This window comes from Nucisporomicrobium flavum (assembly GCF_016464385.1).
GTDB lineage: Bacteria > Actinomycetota > Actinomycetes > Mycobacteriales > Micromonosporaceae > Actinoplanes > Actinoplanes flavus_A.
In genome coordinates, this window is record NZ_JADMLH010000006.1 from 258,763 (window position 1) to 281,257 (window position 22,495).

The window sequence follows — 22,495 nt, forward strand, 5'->3', positions numbered from 1 at the left end:
GCCCCGGTGCGGATCCGGGTCGTCGCCGAGGCGGCGCTCGCGGCGGCCCTGGCCGTCAGCGGCGCCGCCCTGACGTTCATGGGGGTCCGCCCGGCGCCGGGGCCACCGCCGCCTGCCCCTCAGGTGGTGCCGGATGCCGTCACGTCGCCCGTGGAGCCGCCGGTTCGTGCTTCCAGAAAGGCCGCTGCGCCACCGACCATCCTCGACATTCCGGCGATCGGCGTACGGACGCCGTTGCTGCGGCTCGGCCTGCAGAGCGACGGCACGGTCGCGCTGCCCCCGCTCGGGGCGGGCTCTCCCGCCGGTTGGTACCGCCTCGGCGCGATCCCCGGCGAGCCCGGCGCGGCGGTGATCCTCGGGCACGTGGACTCCGCGCGTGACGGGCCGGCCGTGTTCTACCGGCTGCGCGAGCTCCGGCCCGGCGCGCTGATCCGGGTCGGCCGCGCCGACGGGAGTGCCGCCACCTTCGCCGTCACGCGCACGGCCCGGTATCGCAAACGCGACTTCCCCACCGAGGCGGTGTACGGCCCGGTGGACCGGCCGGAGCTGCGCCTGGTCACGTGCGGCGGCAGCTACGACCGGTGGCGCCGGACCTATCGCGAGAACCTCGTCGTCTACGCGGAGCTGCGGTCCCGGTCAGAGCGGCCGTGAGATCGGGTCGAACAGCATCCGCAGGTCCTGGGCCTCGCCGTTGGGCTGGAACCACACCAGCGGCGCCAGGTGCTCCTCCGGGCCGGCCGGCGGCAGCAGCACCCGGTCGCCGTCCGCCTCCGGCCATTCCACGTCGCCGTCGAGCGTACGGGCGGCCACCGTCCAGTACTCGCCGGTGCGGTACGCGCCCTCCCCGCCGAACCGCACCTGCACCCCCTGCTCCAGCGGGATCCACTCGTTCTCCACGATCGGCACCGCGCCGGACGTCAGGTTCCGCCCGCCCCGGCCGGCCGCACGCTGGTCCCACCGGCGCAGGTACGGATGCCGCGCCGGATCCCGCCCGAGCTCATCCGGCGGCGCGCCGGAGAGGCGTACCCGGCGGCCGCCGAAGTCCACGTCGACGACCTGGAGCAGCGGGCCGGGCTCGTCGCCGCGCGCCACCGTGTCGTCGAGCACCTCGACCCAGTCCTCGACCTCGGGCAGCGTCTTGTCGTCCGTGGAGCCGGTGACGGTCGCCCAGGCGCCCTCCAGCCCGCTGACCGCGTACACCGCCGAGCCGTTGTCCCGCGACCACTTGAAGGTGGCCGTGCCGGCCGCGCCGCCGCGGTGCACCTCGACGCGGTAGAGCTGGTTCTCCGGCCCGCGGTACGCAGCCTCCGGGTCGGCGATGCACGGATCGTCGTGGGAGTTTCCCGGGCGTTCCACGCCGAACGCCGCCCGGCTGCGGGGCGTACGCCGGTCCGCGGCCCAGGCCTCGAAGGCTTCCCGTACGGTCTCGAAGTTGCCCCGGTCGAAGTCGGCGGCGACCAGGACCTGCCAGGCCACCCGCAGCCGCAGCGTGGTGCCGGGCAGCGACGGGCCGAGCGCCTTCTCGTGCAGGCCTGGGTCCTCGATCGCGCTCACCACCCGCTCGCGCACCCGCAGGTACGCCAGGAAGGGATTGTCCGGCAACGCGTCGTGGTCCGGGTCGATGACGGCGTCCGGCTGCGTCAGGTACGTCCAGGAGCCGCCGTCCGGCCGGGTCGCGTCGCACAGGATGCCGTCCACGTAGTACCGCCCGGGGCCGATGGTCAGGTCGGGGTGGTCGCCCTCGTCGGTGCGGGCCAGCGTGAAACCCAGATCGGCCGCGGGTCCCGCGTACGGTCCGATCAGGTCCATGGTCGCCCGCCGGGCGAGGTACGCCTGGATCGCGGCCTGCTCGTTGTCGTCCGCGTCGAGGCGGAGCCGGCCCTGCTGGCTGAGGACCGCGGTGTGGTGCTTGCCGGGCTGGAAGGTGAGGCGCGAGAAGTCGCCGTGCATGGTGGGCCCTCCGTCGATCGCGGTGGTCAGGTGACGAGGATGAGGCCGGCGGCGGCCCCGGCGGGGGTGAACTCGTCGAGCCGGCGGCGCAGGTCGTCCTCGCGCTGCGGCTGGAACAGGTGGTGGTGGACGCCCAGCTCCGAGCGGTCCTCGGCGCCGCGCCGGAGCTCGTCCGGGCACGAGCGGGCCAGTTGCAGGTATCCGGGCATGCCATACCGGCGGTCGGTGAACCGCGGCCGGACCCGGTTGGTGATGAGCAGCCGGTCACCGGGGTCCGTCGTGCCGCTCAGGGCGGTGTCCGGCTCGCAGTGGAAGCGGCGAGGCGTCCGCGATCCGGCTGGTACGTAGCAGAAGCGCATGCAGCCGGTCGCGCGGCGGCCGACGCGTACCTTGCCGTCGAAGATGCTGTCCTCGGCGAGGCGGATCGCGTGGGTGCCGACCGTGCCGATCACCGTGCAGCGCTCGACGTCCAGGACGGCGTGGGCCAGCCGGCCCTCGGGTGCGGTCAACGCCTCCCGGTGCGCGTCGGTGGCGTCCAGGATGCTGTCGGTGAGCCGGATGCCGAGCGGGTCGGTGTGCACCTCGTCGGCGACGACCACGATGGTGCCGAGGATGCTGCGGTGGATGCGGACGCACGCGCGCGTTTCCTCGAGCACCAGGCTGGGCTCGGCCGGATGCGTGGGCGCGCAGTGCGGCTCCAGCGACCAGCCCGGCACCAGCGTGCAGTGGCGGATGTCCACCTCGGACAGGTGCCCGGTCGCGCTCACCCCGCGGCCGGTGATGAGCAGGCCGTCCAGGACCACCCGGGCGCCGCGGCCGGTGCCCCGCAGCTGGAGCGCGTCCGGCCGGTTGGAGTACCAGTTCAGCAGCCGCAGCGTGGGACGCCGGCCCTCCGCCGCCCGCAGCGTGAGCCGCTGGCCCTCGCCCACCTCGAACTCGAGTTGTTCCTGGTATGCGCCGTTGTCGGTGATCTCGATGACCGCATCGGCGGGCGCGTCGGCCTGCCACCGCTCGTACGCCTGGTTGATCCGCTCGAAGTCGGCGCCGGCCCCGACGCGGTAGACAGGCACGTCGTCGGGGGTCACGGGCAGCCGCGGATACTCCCCGCCGCCCAGGTCGTCGGGGAACGCGTGGTGGTACGACACCCACACGCCCCGGCGCGGCAGGACCCGGCGGCCGAACGCGATCCGCCCCAGCACCGGGTCGACGACCACCTGGCCGGGGCCGGGCCGGTAACGCCAGCCGGACAGGTCGGCGACCACGAGGGCGGAGGGCGGGATGGGCACCGGCGGGGCGTTGCGCACGCCCGCCCAGATGGTGAAGCTCTTGTCCGGCCCGTAGAACTCGGCGAGCCGGTCCCGCGCGGCGCGCCGGGTGATGGCGACCGGCAGGTTCTCGGCGCCGGCGAGGTGCGTGCGTACCGGCTCGGCGACCGGCCGGGTGATCAGCTGGGTGTCGTTGCCGAGCACCGAGAACGTGTAGAGGTTGCGGGCGCTGTCGATGCAGTTCGCCGGCGCCCCGGTGACCGCCTGCGTGCTGAGCCGCCACACGAAGACGCCCACGGCCTGCGGGTTGTGCCGGCCGGTACGGCGCCCGGGCGAGCTCAGGCGCGGCGCCTCGGCCAGATGCGTGGACCGGTCGAACGGCGTGCCGATCAGGTCCAGCGCGGCGCCGTCCCGGACGTCCACCAGCCGGCCGGGGGTGAGGCGGGAGCGGCGGGCGATCGCGGCGGCGTCGCCGTAGAGGCGTACCGGCTGGGTGATGCCGAGGGTACGGCGGAACTCCACCGCCCGCGCCGGCCAGTCCGCGACCGAGCGGGCCAGGTCCTCGAGCACCGACAGCGTGCCCTTGCGCCGCCGGGCGGCCACCGTGTCGGCGACGTCACGCCGGGGCGCCAGCCGGGCGGCGAGCAGGCGCGCGGACTCGTCGCCCCCGGCGAGCGCCGCGGTGTAGCCACCGGCGATCCGGTAGCCGACGAGGTCCCCGAGGTACGGCACCGCCCACGGCGCGCACGTCTCGATGAACCAGTCCTCGTACAGCTGGGCGACCTCGTCGGCGGTGAGCCCGACCTGGTCCCCGACGACGGCGAGCAGCGCGCCCAGCGCCCCGCCGGTCTCGGCGTCGCGGCGCTGGACGTGCACCGGCAGCAGCGCGGCGAGGTTGTGGCTGGTCACGACGTGGCCTCCCGCAGGATCAGGGTGTCGGGCAGATCGGCGGAGAACATCACGAGCTGCGCCGGCCGGATGCCCCGGAACACCACCAGCTCCGTCCCGCCCGGCACGCCGGCGTCCGGCGGCAGCGCCGGGTTGAGCGCCAGCAGCCGCGCGACGCTGATGCCGTTGGCAGCGGCCACGGCCCGCAGCGGCATCGCCCCGCCACCGGGCACCGTGAACCTCGTCTCGTCGAACCGGGCGGGCCGGGCCGGGACCGCCTTCGCCAGCGTCGTGATCCGCCCCGGCAGGTTCTGCAGGTCGTCCGGCGTCAGCGAGCCCGGCACGTCGGCGAAGACGTCCACGGTCACGTGGTCCACGCCGGGCACGCTCTGCACGGCCGCCTCCAGTTCGGAGCGGTACGCGGGCTGGCCGAGCTCACGGGCGGCGAAGCCCAGCCGGTCCAGCACGGCCGCCCGGATCGCGGGCTCGACCAGCTCGTACGAGAAGTCGGGCAGCACCTTGACCGTCGCCGCGGCCAGCAGCAGCACCGCCTCGCGGACCCCCACCTCGGTGGCCAGGCGCGGATCGCCGAAGCTCACCAGCGACGCGCGCAGCGCCACCACGATGTCGGAGTCGTCGGCCAGCGGGATGTCGCCGGACCCGGCCACGGTCACGTGGACGAGCTCCCGGGTCCCGTCGTGCAGCCGCCGGGCCGAGGCGCGCCCGATGCCCGCCCGGGCCCGCGCGAAGTCCTCGTAGTCCGGGACGCCGACCAGCCGGTCCAGCGCGGCGACCGCCACCGGGATGCCCCGGCGCAGCTGGTGCGCGTCGTCGGCGTCGGCGCCGCCGTCGGCCGGCACCGGGTTGGTCACCCCGGAGACCCCGGCCGGGCGGGACACCAGCTGGGTGATCTGCCGCTCGCTGACGTTGCCGGCGGCGCCGACCCCCACCCGGTACGCGGCCCGTACGTTCTCCACGCCGGTGGGCAGCCGCGCCCCGTTGACGCCGTCGCCGAACGTCACCCGGGTACGCCCGTCGTCCCCGGTCGACGTCGTGTAGATCCGCTCGTGCGGCCCGCGGCCGGCGAAGTCGTCCACCTCGTGCCAGCGCACCCCGTCGACCCGGACCACCAGCGTGTTCTCCGCGCCCAGCGGCGTGTCCGCGGCGACCCAGCCGAGCGGGCCCTGGAAGAGCGTGAACGTCTGCCCGGCCCGGCTCGCGTCGCCGCTGCCGATCACCTCCTCGCGGCCGGCGCCGTGCGTCGCCCGGGCCACGTTGCCCAGGCAGCGCACGGTGGACCGGCGGTACGTGAAGTTCAGCGGCACGGCCAGCGTCAGCACCGTGTGGATGAGCGCGGTCGGGCGCCGGTCGTCGACGAACTGCTCGACGGCGGCCACCATCACCACCTCCGTACCGGTGACGCCGGGCGCGTCCACGTCGGTGCGCTCGCCGGTGACGACGATCAGCCGCCCCGGCTCGATGCCCTCGTGCAGCGCGGCCAGCTCGATGCGGTCGCCCTCGACGTCGCTGGGATCCTCCTCGGTGGCCAGGTCGAGCCGCTCGCCCCGGGCGTAGACGATGGTGTCGCGGATGTGCGTGAGCAGCGTGTCGGCCGGGTCCAGCCAGTTGTCGCGGAGCACCAGCTGGGTGACCTTGCCGGTGATGCCGAAGGCGGCGAGGGCGACCGTACGGACCTCGTCGACCCGGGTGAACAGCGTCATCTGCCGGCCCGGGCGCTCGACGACCACCCAGCTGTCCAGCGCGATGCCCTCGTACACCGCGTCCAGCGCGATCACGTTGCGGGCGAACGGTGTCGAGGTGGCCAGGGTCAGCGTGAACCTCGGGTTCGGGTTGTCGCCGGAGGTCCGCCGTACGCTGACCGTCCGGCCGCCCTGGCTGCCGCTCTGCGACTGGCTGGTCACCGGCAGGGACAGCGATGTTCCGTTGTGGACGGTGACCGAGACCGGGGCGGTGGCCGGGGTCCGCGGAAGCGTCACCGCGAACGCCGCCGCGCCGTCCTGGCTGAAGGAAACCTCCACGCCCGGCTCGGGCCCGTCCGCGCCCGGGGCCACGCCGACGCCGCCGCCGTCCTCCGCCGGCTGGGTGACCACCAGCGACACCTGCCACGGGCCGAGGGCGAACTCGTCGTCGCCGTCCTCGATGTCCGCCCGGGCGGTCCATGTCACGCCCTCCGGAGACGTGTAGCTGAACTGGATCACCGACGGCATGCGGTCGGCGTAGGTGACCCGGAGCGCCAGCTCATCGGCGCGGCCCAGCGGCCATTCGATGACGCCGGTGACCACGCCCTGATTGTTGAACGTGACCCGGTCGGGCGCGGTCGCACCGAACGGCGCGGCGGTCACCCGCATCGCCTGCAGCCCCTTGAGCTCCTGCTCCTGGGCGACGTTGATCTGCCGCCACGCCGGGTAGAGGTTGCGCAGCCGGGGGTCGACCGCGGTGAGCAGCTGAGCGCCGAAGTCCGAGCCGGGCGCGAAGATCTCGGCCGGTTTCCGGTCCAGCTGCCGCGCGCTGGCCGGCGGGCGCGACGGCGGCCGGCGCAGCGGACCGAGCAGCGCGGCGATGCCGGCCAGGGCGGGGTTCGGCGGCGTCGCGGCGTCCAGGGCGAGCTGGCGGAACAGCGGCGCGGGCGGGGCCGCGGACGGCGGTGGCGCCTCGTCGTGCAGCTGGGCCAGACGGTCGCGGTGCCCGGCGAACCAGGCGCGGACGCTGTCGTACGCCCGACCCTCCGCCGCGGCGGCATCGGCCCGGCCGAGCGCCTCGCCCAGCCGGGCACGCGGGTCGGGCGTGGCCGCGAAGCTCTCCGGGAGCGGGGCGAGGTCGCGGTCCACATAGCGGCGGACGATGCGGCTGCGCTCGTACATGGGATCGGTTCTGGCTTGTTCGACCGCCGCGAACAGCTGCTGCTGCAACGAGTTCGCCGCGGCCTGCGCGGTGAAACCGATGACCGTACGGCGGGCAGCGACGTCCTCGCGCACCGTGCTGAGCACCAGCAGCTGCGGCGAGCCGGTCACGTCGGGGCCGAAGTCGAACAGCAGCCGGTCGGCCGGCTTGAGGTTGAGGCCGGCCCCGGCGAGGGTCAGCTCGAGCAGGCCGGCCAGGTCCCCCGGTGAGACCTGGATCGGGCGGTTCACCTGGACCGGCATGTCGTTCAGCGACCAGCGCGCGACCAGGTCCTCGCCCGTCTCGAACGGCTGGGCGTCCTGGCCCGGCGCGGGCACGCTCTGCGCCCGGGTCCCGGCCGGGACCGGCACGTCGACGTCGCGCTGGGCGGCGTCGCGGTCGGCGGTGAACGCGAGGTACGTGCCGGCGGCGACGCCCGGGCGCGGGGCGTACCCGACCAGCCGGCCCAGCAGCCGCAGCGACCGGTCCTCGGTGGCCGTGCGCAGGTAGCCCTCGTCGGCGATCCGCTCGGAGTAGAACGTGAGCAGGTCGCCCAGCACGGCAGCCGCGTCGAGCAGCGCGATCGCCGGGTCGTCCGGGGTCCGGGCGGTGAACCGTGCCAGCTCCGGCATCGAGGACAGCCGGGCCAGCATCGCCGCGAGGAACGTTCCGTGTTCCCCGGCCCGGTAAGGGATCGCCGGCAGGCCGGGCGGCGGCCCCGCCCGGTCCACGTCCGCGCGGCCGCCCCCGCAGCCACATGTGCAGTTCATCGGCCACCTCCGGCCACGACGATGGACAGCCGGCCGTTCTCCGGCCGGTCGGACGCGTTGTCGAGCTGGGCGATCTGCAGCGGGCCGAGCGGCAGCAGCCCGGCTTCGGCCTCGCCGTCGTCGGTCCCGAACAGCCGCCGCAGCCCGGTCACCTCGGCGCTGACGACGCCGGGTACGGCCACCGCAGCGGCGACCAGGCGACTGGCCCGTACGGGCTCGCCGAACGAAACCGCGTCCGGCCGGAACAGCTGCAGCAGCGTCGCGGCGACGGCCTCGGTGACCTGCCCGCGCGGGTAGCCGTCAGCGAGGCAGACGGTCACCTCGACGGCGAGCGGGACCAGGTCGGCCGGGCCGGCCACCACGTCGTGCCCGATCCTGCGGTACGGCTCCAGCGCGGCGGTGACCGTGTCGATGAGCCGGTCGCCGGGCGCGTCGGCGCCGAACGGGTCGATCGCCACGTGCACCTCGGCGGACCCGGCGACGAAGCGCAGGGTCGCCGCCGCCCGCTGCACCCCGGGCACCCGCGCGGCCAGCTCGGCGTAGTCGTCCGCGGTGACCGCCCGCAGCCGGGTCCGGTGCAGCGCGAGCGGGGCCATGGTGCGGACGGCCGCGACCGGCTCGGGGTCCGTGCCGCCGGCGGCCGGCATCGGGTTGCGGACCTGCTCGACCCCGCCGGCGTCGATGCCCTCCGCCAGCACCAGGTGGGCGATGGCCTCGGCGCCGACGTTGCCCGCGGTGCCGTTGCCGATCCGGTACGACGCCCGCACAGTGCTGCCAGGAGCCGGGGCCCGGCCGTGCAGGCCGTCGCCGAAGCGCAGCGTCAGCCGGCCGTCGTCGCCGAGCTCGCCGACGAACGCGGCGGACCGCGGGCCCTCGCCCAGCAGGTCACGCCGGGGCGTCCAGGTGCCCTCGTCGAGGCGTACGGCGGGCAGCGCGGCGCGCGGGTCGGGCGTGACCAGGGCGGACGCCGGGCCGGCCAGCGCGGGGTCGTCCGGCTCGAGGTGCTCGGCGTACGCCGGACCCCACGAATGCCGGATCTCCCAGGCGATGTCGGGGCCGAGGACCCGTCCGTCGGCGGCGATCGCGACCAGCCGGGCGATCCGGGCGAGCTTCGCCGCGAGCAGCGTGTCGAACCGCCCGGCCAGGATGGCGAGCGCCCGCACCCGGTGCCGGTCCGGCCGCAGCGCGCCGACGGTGGCGGCGCCGAAGAGGCGGATGAGCTCCTCGTTCTCGTCCGGACCGGGGTCGCGGCCGGCCCGGGCGTCGCGCCACAGGGTGGCCACCCGCTCGCGCGCCCTGCCCGGCACCGCGGCCAGCAGCCGGGACTGCGCCGCCGCCACCTGCGCCGGGGCCGGGAACGGGACGGCCTGGGTCACCGGGCTGCGCGTCAGCCGGGGCCGCGACGGCGGCACCGTCAGCTCCTCCGGACGCCGCCCGTCGAACGTGAGTGACTGCCCGTGATCGGCCACGACGGCGTTGCCCCGCGCCACTGTCAGCTCCTCCTCGCCGCAGTGGACCAGCGTGGCGGTGAATCCGAGTGCGTCCTCCTGTGCCCAGGTCACCTCGAGGACCGGCTGGCGGTAGAGGCGATCCACGCCGGGCTCGACCGCGGTCACCCGGACGGCCTGGCGGTGGTGCGGGTCGCTGCCGGACTCCTCGATGACCAGGATGTCGCCCGGCGCGAGGTGCAGGGCGCGCGGCCGGTCGTGGTCGCTCTCCTCGTAGTCACCCTCGGCGTGCTCGTCGGTCCATTCGTCGCGCAGGGTGGCGGTGGTGGCGCCGGCGGGGATGCGGCAGTCGAGGCCGCCCCACGTCCAGAACGCTATCCGGTTCTGTTCCGGCCGGAACGTCACGTCGTCCGCGCCCATCGGCTCGAAGACCTCGACCGGCACCGTACGCATCAACCGCAGCAGTTCCTCGTCGGACAGCACCGTGCCGGGCGCCGGGCGGTCGCGAGGGTCGACGCGGCTGGTGTCGACGGCGGCGAACCGGAACTCGCCCGCGTGCAACGTCACCGTTTCCGTGGTCTGCACCGTGACGACGGCCCGCGCGTTGCAGCCGTCGTGCATCGCGTAGTCGACGAGGCGGACGTGCCGGCGTACCGACTCGCGACGGCGGGCGGTGTCCAGGTACGCCTCGGCGGCCACCGCGTCCTGCGCGTACGAGATCTGGTCGCCCCGGTACGCCAGCAGCTCGACCAGCGTCAACGGCAGGTCCGGCACGTGGCGCTCGACCCAGCGCGGCGCGGTCAGCGTCATCCGGTCGAGCAGCAGCCGTCGCAGCGTCGCGTAGTCCCGGGCGGTGTAGTCGATGACCGGCGGGGGCGGTACGGCCGGTGGGGCGGGCCGGGCCGGGCGGCAGTCGAGGTCCGCCGGGCAGCCCGGCCGGAACGTGAAGTCGGCGCCGGCGTACCGCTCGTCGAAACCGTGGTAGGGCACCGTCCCCGGCCGCCCGTGCGGTCCACGCTGGACGACGGTGAGCCGGTAGGTGGAGGCGTCCCCGATCCGGTCGAGCCCGACGGACATGCGGTCGTCGAGGTCGGGGTCGTCCTCGCGCTCGATCGTGACGTCCAGCGCGACGATGCCGGTGATGCGCCGGCCGCCGTCGATCCGGATGTTCTGCGGGCCCAGGTCGTGCCGGGGCGCCTTGCCGAGGAACGTGACGGTGAGCGTGCGCCCGTCGTCACCGACCTCGATCTCGTCGATGCCGTTCCAGTGCCGGCGGCGTACCCTTCGGCGGCGCTCGGGCGTCGCGCAGTCGATCTCGGCGCTCATGTCGCCGCCCTCCCCGTGAACACGTCGTCGCGGGCCGTCCCGGTGGCCTTGACCGCGTACGCGATCCGGACCGACAGCGTGCCGTCGTCCCGGTCGATCTCGATGGCGCCGATGTCGATGACGTCGCCGAGCCAGCGCTGCAGGCTCGCCAGCACCGACACCTGCAGCGTGGCGACCAGCTCGATGCTGTTCGGCTCGAAGACGAGGTCGCCCAGCCCGCAGCCGAAGTCGGGGCGCATGACCCGCTCCCCCGGCCCGGTGAACAGCAGCAGCTCGATCATGTCGGCGACGTGGTCGTCGTAGCCGGCGTCCGCGGTGCGCCCCCGCCCGTCGATCGCGAACGGGAACGCCACATCCAGCCGCCCGTTCACTGCGCCACCACCCGGGGTTGCACGGCCGGAACCGTGGGCGGGCCCTGCGGCGCCTGCTCGGCGCTGCGGCACAGACCGGTCGAGGTGGCGAGCACCACCGGGTTGCCGTTCACCGTCACCCGGGTGGCCGGACCCGGCCACTGGATGGTCACGCACGGCTGCGGCTTGCCGTTGATGTTCAGCGGGCAGCCGGTCACCGGGTACGTGTCGGCCGCCCTCGCCACGGCGCTCCCGGACACGGTGACCCGGGTCTGCGCGGCCTGCACCGTGGCAAGTCCGCCGTGCGGGCAAACGATGGTGGCCCCCACGTGCAAGATGGTGCCGGGCATGGCTTCCCCCTACCTGACGGTCAGCGCGCCGTTGTTGATGTCGACCTGCGTGGCGGACAGCGCGATGACCGCCCCCTTGCCGTTGTCGAGCGTGATGCCGGTGTCGTTGATCTCGAGCTTGGCGCCGCTCGAGAGCCGGAGCGTGATGCCGGGGCCGCCGGGCAGGTCGGAGAGCACGATGCTGTGCCCGCCGCCGGTCTGCAGGACGATGCTGGGCGAGTCGGGGCGGCCGGTGAGCGCCTGGCCGGGTACGTCGGACGCCCGGTCGTACCAGCAGCCGGTCCAGATCGGCGTGTTGATGTCGCCCTGCTCGAACTCGAGCCAGACCCGGGACCCGATCGGCGGCAGCACGAACACGCCCAGGTGCGAGCCGGCCAGCGGGAGTGCGGGCAGCGCCCACGACGACGGGTCGAAGTCGTGCACGCCGGTGACGTTGACCCGTAACCGGCCGCGGCGTTCCGGGTCGAGATTGTCCGCGACCGTGCCACGGAACTTGCCGAGCAGGGCATCCGCCACGGCACTGCCTCCGTTCCTGCCTGCGCCGGCCTTACGGCACGACGACCGGGGTGAGCGAGATCAGGCCCTCCCGGGCCAGCGTGAAGTTCTGCGTGTACGCGCCGCGGCGCAGGTTGTGCGTGACGCTCTTGACGAAGTACAGGCCGTCGTACGTGAGGCCGGCCCCGCGGACGCCGACGAGCTCCCGCGAGCGCAGCAGGAAACCGTGGCGCAGCACGTCGAGCTGCCCGGAGCCGGTGACCGCGTCGGCCGACTCGGCGACCTTGGCGAGCGTCTCGGCCAACACCTGGGTGGTGTCCTTGTTGGCGGTGTCCTTGAGGACCTTCTTGCGCAGCGCCGGGGCGGGCCGCAGCGCCAGCGGCGGCCGCAGCACGCTCACCTCGGGCACCGGCAGCACGGCGGACACGGGCGTTCCCGGGATCTCCACCCGCGCCTCGAGGTCCTCCTTGGCGGAGCCGTCGAAGCTGAACGTCAACTGGTCCACCGTGGACAACGCGTCCATGTTGACGTTCAGCGCGTGCTGCGGGACGCCGATCCGGACCTCGGGACCCCAGTACGCCCTGCTCATCCCCGGCACCGGGCCGGGATCGAGGTAGAAGACGAAGCCGTTGGCCTTGGCCAGCTCGTTCAAATACCCCAGGTCGGTGCCCTGCTGGAACGGGATGCGCGCGGTCGGCATCGGGGTGTCCGGGAACAGCTCGGGGACGACCAGCGGGACGATGCCCCACTCGGCGTACCCGGCGATGATCTCGGCGACCTGGGCCGCGTGCGGACGGGCGGCGAACGACGTACCCGTCTTCTCCGCCAGGTCCATGAGGATCGTCAGGTCCTCGCCGGTGACGGTGAGCGTCGACTGCCCCGGCTGGTTGCTGATGCCCACCTCCTGACGGGTGATGACCCCGTCGATGAGCACCGTGGGCACGCCCCGCACGGTGGCGACGAGGATGACCCGGATCTGCGGGTCGAAGAACCCGGTCGGCAGCAGCGCGGTGCTGATCAGCCCGTTCTTCGCCAGGTCGAAACCCAGCTGGAAGCCGCTGCGCTGGCCCGCCGTCACCGTCACCTGCGCGGACAGCAGCGCGTCGGTGACCGGCTGCGGCACCGGCACGGCCAGCCGAGGGCCCATCAGCAGGCTCAGGTGCACGGGTGCGTCAGCCATCGAGTCCTCCCGGCACCCCGTCGGGCAGCGTGATCCGCAACCGGCGGCCCGGCGTGGCGGTCAGCTCGTCTGGGTCCAGCACGGGGTTGGCGTCGGCGATCCGCCACCACTGCTCGGCGTCGCCGAAGTAGCGGTACGCCAGCAGATCGGCCCGGTCCCCCTCGGACACCTCGTGCTCGGTGAGCACGGTGAGCCGCTCGGCGGGCGGCAGGATCCGGCGCCGCAGATACGGCACCTCGACGCCGTCGGCGCGTACGTGCACGGCCACGTCGATGCCGAAGTAGCGGCTGGTCCTCGGATAGGACGACGCTCCCGCCATGGCGGTCCCCTCTCAGATCCTGGTCAGCCCCAACGCGGAGAGTCCGGCGCCCCGGGTGGCCGCGGCGAGGTTCTCCTTCTGCACGAGGTGAGCCAGATACAGCTCCGCCCCCCGGTGCCCGGCGGGCAGATCGTTGACGGTCAGCACCCGCAGCCCGACACTGACGGTCGCGCGGATCGGGTTGAGGTTCGCGTCGAACGCGTCCTCGGTGATGGACAGCTCGGTCAGCCGTACGGGAAGGACGCGACGCCCGCCCCACACGAACACGGTCAGCGGCGCCTCCACCGGCAGCACCTCGATCGTGCCGACGGCGGCCAGCGCCTGGTTGGTCCGCAACCGCCCGCTGGGCGGCTGGATCAGCAGCTCCAGCAGGGCCAGCTGCGGGTGGATCCCGTCCGGCGCCGGCCGGTCGGTCTGATCGGTGGAGTCGACCTCGGCATCGAACTTCCACGTCTCCACGGCCGGCCCGGTGAGCCGCAACGCCTCGGTCCGGTCGCCCTGCCCCTCGGCGGCGGTCGCCTGCGGCGCGAGACTCCGCTGCAGCGAATCAGGATTGAACTGCATGACCACGACCCGCTGCGGCGCCCCGCTGACCGGATCCACCGTAACGAGCCCGGACCGCACGGGCCGCCCCAGATCCGCAAACCCGACAGTCATGATTCGTCCCCGTCCAGCTGCTCCAGTTGCCCGGCCGTCGCGGCCGCCAATTCCCGTACGTCGGCCGACGGGTCGTCGCGGGCGACCTCACGCAGCACGGGCAGCCATTCCCGCCACGGCGAGTAGGTCGTCGCGTAGACCGTCGACTGCCGCACCATCGCGTCCTCGTTCGCCAGCCCGCCCCGGATCACATCGAAGACCGTGGCGTCGAACGCGAGCGGCGCGCCGAGTCCCACGCGCAGCAGGGCCCGTGCCAGCTCCGGACCCGCACCGGCCTCGCCGACCGCCGCGGTGAGCTCCTTCATGGTCAGCGTGTCGAGCTCGCGGCCGAGGGTCTCGACCCGGGACTCGATGTCGGCGGTATCGCGGCCGGTGACGTGGACATGACCGCTGCGGGACACGACGTCCTCGACGTAGTGGAGGATGACGGCCGGCGCCATCGACCACGTCATCTCGTAGCCGGTGCCCGCATCCTCGTCGCCGAGCCGCTCCGACACCGGGGCGAAAGAATGGTCCTCGGCATACCTGTGGACGCGGGCGAAATCCGGGTATTCGCGGAGGACCCGGCGGGAACTTCGTCGCTCGAAAATCATCGGGGGGCCCTCACTTTACTCATCACCGACGCCCTCTCCTCCGCGGTCAGCCGATAGATCTCGAAGATTCTCCCACGCACCGCGGAATACAGCCGTGTCAGCATGACGTCTTTTGTCGGCTGATCCAGGGCGAACAATTCATGCGACCGCACCCAGGCGTCGATGACACCGATCTGCAAGGTGGCGAGCTCGCGCGCACCCTGGCCCATTCCCCGGCCATTCGTCCGGTCCAGATAATTGTTCAACGTCCGGGCCTGGTTCTGCGCGCCCTCATCCTTCATCGGCAACTTCTTCACCTGCTCGAGCAGCGAGGTGCGGTTGTCGCCCACGCCCTGCGCGGCGGCGTCCAGTGCCAGAGCCGACGTGACGAACGCCGAAGGGTTCCGGCGGGCTTCCTGCTGCACGAGCCATGTCGTCAGCTCGTTCGCGACTCGAGCGTTGTCGCCGACCGGCACCCCGCCGCTCAACCGGTCCAGGGACTGCCGAGCCAGCACCTGCTGCTGGTCCGGTGAGAGGCGGCCGATCTTGTCCTCGAGCTCCTGGTACGACAGCACCTTGAGCCGGCCGGTACCGGGATCCGCCATGTGGATGAGCTGATTCTCCGGATTGGCACCGACGATCTGCCGCTCGTTGGTGACCGGGTCCAGCCGATACCGGCCGCCACCGGTCCGCTTCACGTCATGATGCGGATCGCCCTGCGTCCGGGCCAGATACCGAACGATGTTCACGACCTTGGGCTTGGTTTTCGGGTCCTCGAGAAGAGCTGCCTGCACGTCGTGCCCGCGGGTGCCCGGATGAACTTCGAGAAGCGTGCGCCGGTACTTCTCAGGAACGTGGGCATCGGCTGTCGGATCGAGTTTCCTCTTGTTCCGGGTGTCGTATTGCCCCCGGCTGACCCGGTCCGGGGTGTTCTTACCCTCCTCGATCACGGCATGGGCGAGGTCGCGGACATAGCGCAGAATTTCCCGGGCGTCGTTGTCGTCCAGTTCGACACCGGCGATGACGAAGTCCTGGGGATTCAGCCACGCCTTGAACCGCACCGAACCGCGGCCCTCGACGGCGAGCCCGGTCAGCCGGTAGAACAGCCGCATCGCGGCCAGCACGCTGCGCACCACCAGCTTGGGAAGGCCGCGGCGGAGCATGAAGGCGAGCTTGGGCCGGATGCGCGCGACGGCCGCCTGCAGCCGCTGTTCCTTCGACGGTGGCTGCTTCCTGGGCTTGCTCCGGCGCTTGTCCCGCCAAGCCTGATACTTGGCCTTCGCCTTCTGGTAGCCGGCCTTGACCTTCCGCCCGGCCGCGGCCAGCGCCTTGCCCATCTTCGTCTTGGCGAACCGCGCGCCCAGCCGCTTGGCCCCGTTCCGAACAGCGCCCAGCGCCTTCTTGGCCCCCGTCTTCGCCCGCGCCAGCCCCTTACGCCCCCACGACGCGACCTTCTGCGTGCCGCGCTTCAAAGCGCCCGCAGCAGCCTTGGCCCCGCGCTTCGCCGCGGTGATGGCCCTTCCGGCGCCCTTGCGGGCCGCCGACGCCCCGCGCTTCAGCGCGGCCATGATCTTCTGGGCCAGGCCCTTCAGCTTCGAGGCGACGCCCTTGGCCGCCGACACCAGCCGCATCAGCAGGAAGTTGGTGATGAAGTCGAGCAGCGCCACCACGCCGGCGGCCACGGCCTGGGCGAACAGGCAGGCCGCCGTCACGCCGCCGGCCTTGACCGCCCGGAGGAAGGCCCAGAACTTCTGGAAGACGGCGATGATCTTGCTGATCGTGCCCCAGGCGGCGATCACGCCCTGGACGATCGTCATGATGGCGCCGGCCGCCGGGATGATCATCGAGACGACCTTCTCGATGACGATCGAGATGATCATCATGGGCAGGGCCTTGATGAGGGCCTGCCACGCCATCCGGGCGATCTTGCCCATCGAGAGGCAGCCCTTGACCAGGACGTTGAAGATCATTCTGCCCAGGCCGAGGATGGACTCGACCTTCTGGTTGAACCACTGCTTGACCGCGGCCTTCGTGGCCGTCCACAGGTATTCGCGGATACCTTGCTTGGCCGCCGTGCCGAGTTTGCCGAGCCAGCCGAGCGGGTCCGGCGCGATGTCCGCGACCAGCGCCGCGAATTGGCCGAGCAGCTTGATCGCGTTCTCCACGAAGGCGATCGCCTTCTCGACCGCCGCCCGGGCCAGCTCGATCGCGGCCAGCATGCCCTTCTCGAGCAGGTCGAGCAGCTTGGTCAAGCCGGCCGCGAGAGCGTCGAGCAGTTTCTGTACGCCCCGCTTGAGCTTGTCCGCGAGCTGGTTCACCTTCCTGATCGCGGCGTCCCGGCGGCCTTCGATGAACGTGCGGACCCTGTCCCGCAGCTCCGGGAACGCGGCGAGCAGCACCCCGCTGATCGCGATCAGCGCCGTGGCGACCGCCTTGATGAAGCCGACGATCGCCCGGCGCGCCGCCTCGATCAGCCCGGTGACGAACTTCTTGAAGCCGTCGATGATGCCCTTGATCGCCCGGCGCGCCAGGTCGAAGATGCCCTTGACCAGGCTGACCAGCGCGTTGAAGGCCGACTTGATCTTCGACTTGGCCCAGCTGAGCCAGCCGTCGTCGCCCTTCTTCTTGTTCTTCTCCTTCTGCGCCTCCGCCTCGGCCTTGCGCTTCTGCTCGCCGATGCTCTTGTCGTCGGTCTGCCGGCGCGTCTCGATCTCGCCGTCGGTGCCGGTCTTCTTCGCCGAGATCAGCTTGAGCTGCGCGGTGTGCTCGCCGTCGGCCTTCTTGCCGTTCTCGGTGAGCATCCGGTCCTGCTCGGTGCGCCACTGCGAGCGCTGCGCGGCCGCCACGTCGCTCAGCGACACCCGCTCGCCGGCCTGCTCGGCGCTGTTGGCCTGGATCTCCCGGTCGACGGCGGCGGCATTGTCGGTACGGGCGGCCGCCTCATCCGTACGCTGCGTCTCCTGCTCGGTCCTGATCGCCGTACGGCCCTGAGCGACCCCGGCCTGCACCTGCGGCCCCCGCTCCTGCTGCACCACGGCCGACACGGCTTGCGGCGGCGTGCTGCTGCTCCCCGCCGCGGGCCCGGCCGCCGCCGGTACCGCTCCCGCCGCTTTCCCGCCGGGCGCCGGTCCGGCCCCCGGGGCGGAGCCACGCAACGTCTCCGGCCGTACGTCGGGATAGATCCGGCGCTCGCCCAGGTCGGTGGCGGCATCCGTACGCCCGATCTGCTGCAGTGTGCCGGCCTGCACGGCAAGCCGGCGCCGCTGCTCGTCGGCGAGCGCGGGATCGGTGTCGCCGGACAGCGAGACGGCCGGCGCCGCGCCGACGGTCTGGTTCAGGGCCGGGTCGGTGGTCGGCACGGCGTCGACGGCGTTGTGCAGCCCCCGCACCTCGGCCTCGCTGAGGCTGTCCTGCCCGGTGTCGGCGAAGTGCGGCGGCGCCACCCGGTCGGTCGGCGGGGGTCCGGACGGCGCCGGCCGGCCCTCGGGCAGCTTCTGCTTGCCGAGCGTGTCCGGCGTGACCTCCTGCAGCGTGGACAGCGACGACGCGGCCGGCGGGGCCGATTCCGGGGTACCGTGCTGCGTCTGCGGCGCACCGACCGGCCGGTCCATGCTCGGCGGCGCGGCGGCCAGCTCGGTGCGTCGCTCACCGACCGACCGGTTCACCGACGCGTCGACGCCGGCGAGGGAATCCCGCATCTGCGTGGCCGGCAGCGCCCCGGCGGCGGCCAGCGCGCCCTCCGGCTCCTGCCCGGACAGGTCGGGCGTCCCGGCCGCCGACACCTCCTCCGCCTTGTCCACGGCGGGCGCGGGCGCGCCGCACGCGGCACCGCCGCCGTCGGCCTCGGCCGCCGGTTCGGGAGTCGACCCACAGGACCCGCCGCCGGCTTCGAGCGACGCATCCGCCGGCAGGGCATTCCCGGGTACGCCCTCAGCCGGCCCACCGCCGCCGGCCGCCACCTCCGGCGTACTGGAAGCAGCCGCCGTCTCCGGCGCGCCGGCGTCAGGAGCATCCACTGTGGTCCCGGGCTCCCGGTCGAGCGCATCGGGCGAGACCTGACCCGGTGCCTCCCCGACCTCGGCAGCCTCGGCGCGCTCACGTTCCCGGTCCCGCTCGGCGGCCTCGGCCACCGCCTTGACCGTGCCGGGCCCACCGGCCGGATCGTCGACGATCTCCGGCTCGGGCGGCGCCGGGAAGGACGGCGCGGCCGGCGGTGGCGGCGGCGACCCGCTGGACGGCAGCTCGATCGCGTCGGCGGCGGGCACGGCGGAGACGTCGAGGTCCCCCTTCGGCAGGTACGCCTGCGGCCCGGGCGGCTCAGCCCTCGGCCCCTCGGCCCCCGGCCCCTCGGCCCCGGTCGGCTCGGGGCCCGGGTCCGGATCCGGCACGTCGTCCTCGGCGAGCGGCTCGACCCCGAGCGGCCGCTCCCCCTCCGGGATCTCCTCGACGGTGGCACCGGCCGGCCGGTCCCGCAGACCGTGATGCGCCAACGGCCCCTGCGGATCCTCGGCGACGGCGTCGATCTGGCTCAGATCGACCAGGCCCGTACCGGCGGGCGCGGCACCGCCACCCCCACCCCCCGCGACAGGAGCCGGCCCGGCGCCCCCGGCCGGCCCGGCAGTCGTCCCCGGCGCGGCGGCCGCGGACCCGGCGGCGGGCGGCGTCTCGGGCCCTTCCTTCTTCTCGCCCTCCTTACCGCCCTTTCCCTCCTCGCCCTTCCCCTCCTCGCCCTTTCCCTCCTCGCCCTTCCCCTCCTCGCCCTTTCCCTCCTCGCCCTTCCCCTCCTCGCCCTTCCCCTCCTCGCCTTTCTCCTCCTCGGCCTTCTTGCCCTTGTCCTTCTTGTCCTTGTCCTTGTCCTTGTCCTTGTCGACCTTGTCCGGAGCTGCCTTCTCGGCGTCCTTCTCCTCGGACTCAGCGTCTCCAAGCTCTCCCTGTTCCTCGGGCGCCTTGTCTTCCTCGGGCGCCTTCCCGTCGTCGGGTGCCTGGGTCGGCACAGGCGCGGGCGTCGACGCTGTGTCGACCGCGCTCCCGTTCACCGCCTCCGCCGCGCCCTCCGCGCCCAGGTCCTGGACCCGCCGGTATTCGGCCGACGGCAGTCGCACCTCGAGCCGTTCCAGCACCGCCGTTTCGAGCTCCGGCGTCAGCCGCCCGAACTGCAACCGGATCCGCCCGGCCGCGTCCGACGGGTCTCCGCGCAGGCTCCGCAGCACGCCGGCCACGAGCCGGTCCACCAGCGTCGCGGGATCGAGGTGTTCGATGCGCAGCTGGGCCGGGTTGACGGAGGCGTACCGCATCCAGGCCGGCGCCCCGCCCACCGGACCCACGCCGGACGCCTCGGACGCCGAGTCTGCCGCCCGTTCGGCCTCCCGCTCCAGCGGCTCGGTCGGCCGGCTCACCGCCCCCGGCTCCCGGCCGGCCCGGGGCATGACGGCCGCGTCGGGCAGCTGGATGGTGTGCATGAGCTCGTGGACCAGCAGACGCCGGCCCTCCGCGGTGTCCGGCCGGTACGCCCCGACGGCGAAGAAGATGCCGGTGCCCACGGCCACCGCGTCGGCGCCGGTCAGCTCGGCCAGCGCGGCAGCGTCCCGGTCGGCGTGGATGCGTACCCGGCTGAAGTCGTGCCCGAGCCGCTCCTCGAGCTCGCGCCGTACGGACGGCTCGAGCGGCCGCCCGGCCGAGGCGACGATCTCGCGCAGCTCGGCCGGAGCCCGCTTGCGCCGGCGGCGGTCACGCCGGCGTTCGGTGGTCCCGCGCCGCAGCTGCGCCTTCGCCGGCGGCACCGCGGCGGGCCCGCTCACAGCGTCTCCCCGGCAGCGGTCCCCATGGCCGTTCCGGCAACGGTCCCGGCGGCGCTCCGGGCAGCGGCACCAGTGCCGGTCCCGGCAGCGGCGGCCGGGGCAGCCGCCGGAGCGGTGTCGGGGACGAGCGTCTCGTGCACCGAGCGGGCCAGCATCCGGCCGATGCGGCGCGGCGAGCCGGTCAGCGGCACCGGCGGCCGGGTCACCGTGTCGCGGCGGGCGTCCACGGCCGGCAGCCCGTGCTCGGTGAGCAGGCGGGAGAGCTCACGGGTGAACGCCTCGGCCACCCGGGCGCGGTCGGCCGGGCGTACGCCGTCCAGCAGAAGAGCGTCGATCTCCACCAGCACCCGCTCGGTCAGCGCCATCCGGCCACCTCCGCCGAGGTGACCGAGCGTTCGAGCTTGAGATATTCCGTACGGGTGGCCGCCAGCACGTGCCGCATCTGCAGCGTCGCGCCCTCGTCGGCGGCGAGGAAGGCGGCCGACAGCGCGATGTTGCGGATGCTGCCGCCGCTGACCGTCAGCTGGGCCAGCCGTTCCGGGTCGAGGCCCTCGGCCGGCGCCCGGGCGGGGATGACCCGGCGCCAGATCTCGGCCCGCTCGGGCGCGTCCGGGAACGGGAAGTCGACCACGAACCGCAGCCGGCGCAGGAACGCGGAGTCCATCGACTTCTTCATGTTGCTGGTCAGGATCGCGAGCCCGCGGTACGCCTCCATCCGCATCAGCAGGTAGCTGACCTCGATGTTGGCGTACCGGTCGTGGCTGTCCTTGACCTCGCTGCGCTTGCCGAACAGCGCGTCGGCCTCGTCGAACAGCAGCACCGCGCCGCCCCGCTCGGCCGCGTCGAACACGCGGCGCAGGTTCTTCTCGGTCTCCCCGATGTACTTGTTCACCACCTGGGACAGGTCGATGACGAACAGGTCCAGCCCGAGGTCGTGGGCGAGCACCTCCGCGGCGAGCGTCTTGCCGGTGCCGCTGCCACCGGCGAACAGCGCGGTGACGCCGAGGCCGCGGCGGAGCACGTCCTCGAAGCCCCAGTCGTCGTGCACGGTCGACCGGCGGCGTACGTGCGCCACGATCTCGTTGAGCACGGCCCGTTGCGGGGCGGGAAGCACGAGGTCGTCCCAGCCGGCCCGGGGCGTGATCCGGCGGCCGAGGTCGTCCAGCGCCATCCGGGCGTGGTCGAGCCCGGCCTGCCACGCGAGGTCGTACCCGGCCGGTGCGCCGGACGCGGCTCGGCGGCGGGCGTCCGAGGCGGCGGCGCGGATCACGTGGCCGGGCAGCGTGAACTGTGCGACCAGGCGGCTCAGGTCGCCGTCGCCCACCGGGACCACGCCGTCGAGGGCGGCCGCCCACAGCTCGCGCTGTTCGTCGGGGCGGGGCGTGGCGACGGCGATCCGTTCGCCCACGCGGTCGTCGGCGGTCACCTCGGCGGCGGACAACGCCACCGGCGCGGCCAGCGAGCGGCAGAAGGCGGCGGCCACCTCGCGGCGTTCCGGGCCGGCGTCGTCCACCTCGACCAGGAGCGCGCCGGGCAACAGGATCGCCTCGCGGTCCCACAGGCGGGCCAGCGCCTCGCGCTCCACGGCATCGGTGGGCAGATCGGCGGCGCGGGCGGCGTACGCGCGTACCCCTGCCTCCCCGGCCGCGGCGGCCGCGACCTCCCGGCGGGTCTGACCGTCCGCACCGGCCAGCGTGGCCCGTCCCGTACCCGTGGTCCACGCGCCGGCCAGCGCGGTCGCCACGGCGTGCTGGGTGCCGGGCAGCGCAGGTGCGGCCGGCAGCGGGGTGACGAGGCCGTGCAGCCGGACGTCGAGGTACGGCACCCCCGCCAGCAGGTGCAGGATGCGCTCGTCGATGCGCAGCCGGGCGGTGGTGACCGGGCTGTCCGGCTCGAGCTCCACGAGGTGCCAGCGGCGCAGCGGGGAGACCGGCGCCAGCGCGCTCCAGTGCGGCCCGGCCAGCGTGGCCAGGGCGAGCGAGAACGTCGGGTACGGGCGCCCGCCGGCCGTCCGGCACACCTCGGCGCAGCCCGGGTCGACCTCCACGCCGGCCGTCAGGACCAGCACGTCGCGCTCGAACGGGGTGAGCCCGAAGCAGGAGGAGACCATGTCGAGCGCGCTGCCGCCGGGTGCCTCGGGGGTCTCGTCGCGGCGGCCGCCGACGCGGGCGAGCACGCGCGTGACCGCCGCGGTCAGCGCCTCCTGATGCACGTCGCCGGCCATGG

General features: G+C 73.7%; 15 protein-coding genes. 1 reads left to right on the top strand and 14 read right to left on the bottom strand.

The annotated features are described in order from the left end of the window. Nucleotides 1-6: 6 nt before the first annotated feature. The gene (locus IT780_RS17225; protein ID WP_307831235.1) at nt 7-651 is read left to right on the top strand and encodes a class F sortase; all 645 of its coding nucleotides are present in this window, start codon (nt 7-9) and stop codon (nt 649-651) included. On the opposite strand, the gene IT780_RS17230 is transcribed toward IT780_RS17225, so the two are convergent. From IT780_RS17230 to IT780_RS17295, 14 genes are all read right to left on the bottom strand, one after another. Then, entirely contained in the window at nt 637-1,950 is a 1,314-nt protein-coding gene (locus IT780_RS17230; RefSeq protein ID WP_199512575.1) for a DUF6519 domain-containing protein, read from the bottom strand. The genes IT780_RS17225 and IT780_RS17230 overlap by 15 nt on opposite strands. Nucleotides 1,951-1,976: 26 nt before the next feature. Next, nucleotides 1,977-4,124: a hypothetical protein gene (locus IT780_RS17235; RefSeq protein ID WP_199512576.1), complete on the bottom strand. Its 2,148-nt coding sequence runs from the start codon at nt 4,122-4,124 to the stop codon at nt 1,977-1,979. After that, on the bottom strand, nt 4,121-7,774 hold the full coding sequence (locus IT780_RS17240; RefSeq protein WP_199512577.1) for a putative baseplate assembly protein: 3,654 nt from the start codon (nt 7,772-7,774) through the stop codon (nt 4,121-4,123). Before IT780_RS17240 ends, IT780_RS17235 begins: the two co-directional genes overlap by 4 nt. Then, nucleotides 7,771-10,548, bottom strand: coding sequence for a putative baseplate assembly protein (locus IT780_RS17245; RefSeq protein WP_199512578.1), 2,778 nt, complete (start codon nt 10,546-10,548; stop codon nt 7,771-7,773). The genes IT780_RS17240 and IT780_RS17245 overlap by 4 nt, the downstream gene beginning before the upstream one ends. Beyond that, on the bottom strand, nt 10,545-10,919 hold the full coding sequence (locus tag IT780_RS41935) for a GPW/gp25 family protein (RefSeq protein WP_199512579.1): 375 nt from the start codon (nt 10,917-10,919) through the stop codon (nt 10,545-10,547). The genes IT780_RS17245 and IT780_RS41935 overlap by 4 nt, the downstream gene beginning before the upstream one ends. Further along, a complete protein-coding gene (locus IT780_RS17255; protein ID WP_199512580.1) occupies nt 10,916-11,227 on the bottom strand; it encodes a hypothetical protein in 312 nt (103 codons plus the stop codon). Before IT780_RS17255 ends, IT780_RS41935 begins: the two co-directional genes overlap by 4 nt. A gap of 30 nt (nt 11,228-11,257) precedes the next feature. Next, on the bottom strand, nt 11,258-11,764 hold the full coding sequence (locus IT780_RS17260; protein WP_199512581.1) for a phage baseplate assembly protein V: 507 nt from the start codon (nt 11,762-11,764) through the stop codon (nt 11,258-11,260). A 31-nt stretch (nt 11,765-11,795) separates the two neighbouring features. Further along, nucleotides 11,796-12,923, bottom strand: a complete 1,128-nt coding sequence (locus tag IT780_RS17265; protein WP_199512582.1) for a hypothetical protein — start codon at nt 12,921-12,923, stop codon at nt 11,796-11,798. Next, on the bottom strand, nt 12,916-13,242 hold the full coding sequence (locus tag IT780_RS17270; protein ID WP_199512583.1) for a tail protein X: 327 nt from the start codon (nt 13,240-13,242) through the stop codon (nt 12,916-12,918). Before IT780_RS17270 ends, IT780_RS17265 begins: the two co-directional genes overlap by 8 nt. A 12-nt stretch (nt 13,243-13,254) precedes the next feature. Then, entirely contained in the window at nt 13,255-13,899 is a 645-nt protein-coding gene (locus tag IT780_RS17275; protein ID WP_199512584.1) for a CIS tube protein, read from the bottom strand. Beyond that, nucleotides 13,896-14,396 carry a hypothetical protein gene (locus IT780_RS17280; protein WP_199512585.1) on the bottom strand — a complete coding sequence of 167 codons (501 nt, stop codon included), beginning with the start codon at nt 14,394-14,396 and terminating at the stop codon, nt 13,896-13,898. Before IT780_RS17280 ends, IT780_RS17275 begins: the two co-directional genes overlap by 4 nt. 92 nt (nt 14,397-14,488) lie before the next feature. Continuing rightward, on the bottom strand, nt 14,489-20,269 hold the full coding sequence (locus IT780_RS17285; protein ID WP_199512586.1) for an eCIS core domain-containing protein: 5,781 nt from the start codon (nt 20,267-20,269) through the stop codon (nt 14,489-14,491). Then, on the bottom strand, nt 20,266-20,634 hold the full coding sequence (locus tag IT780_RS17290) for a hypothetical protein (protein WP_199512587.1): 369 nt from the start codon (nt 20,632-20,634) through the stop codon (nt 20,266-20,268). The genes IT780_RS17285 and IT780_RS17290 overlap by 4 nt, the downstream gene beginning before the upstream one ends. After that, on the bottom strand, nt 20,625-22,493 hold the full coding sequence (locus IT780_RS17295) for an ATP-binding protein (protein ID WP_199512588.1): 1,869 nt from the start codon (nt 22,491-22,493) through the stop codon (nt 20,625-20,627). The genes IT780_RS17290 and IT780_RS17295 overlap by 10 nt, the downstream gene beginning before the upstream one ends. Nucleotides 22,494-22,495: the final 2 nt, after the last annotated feature.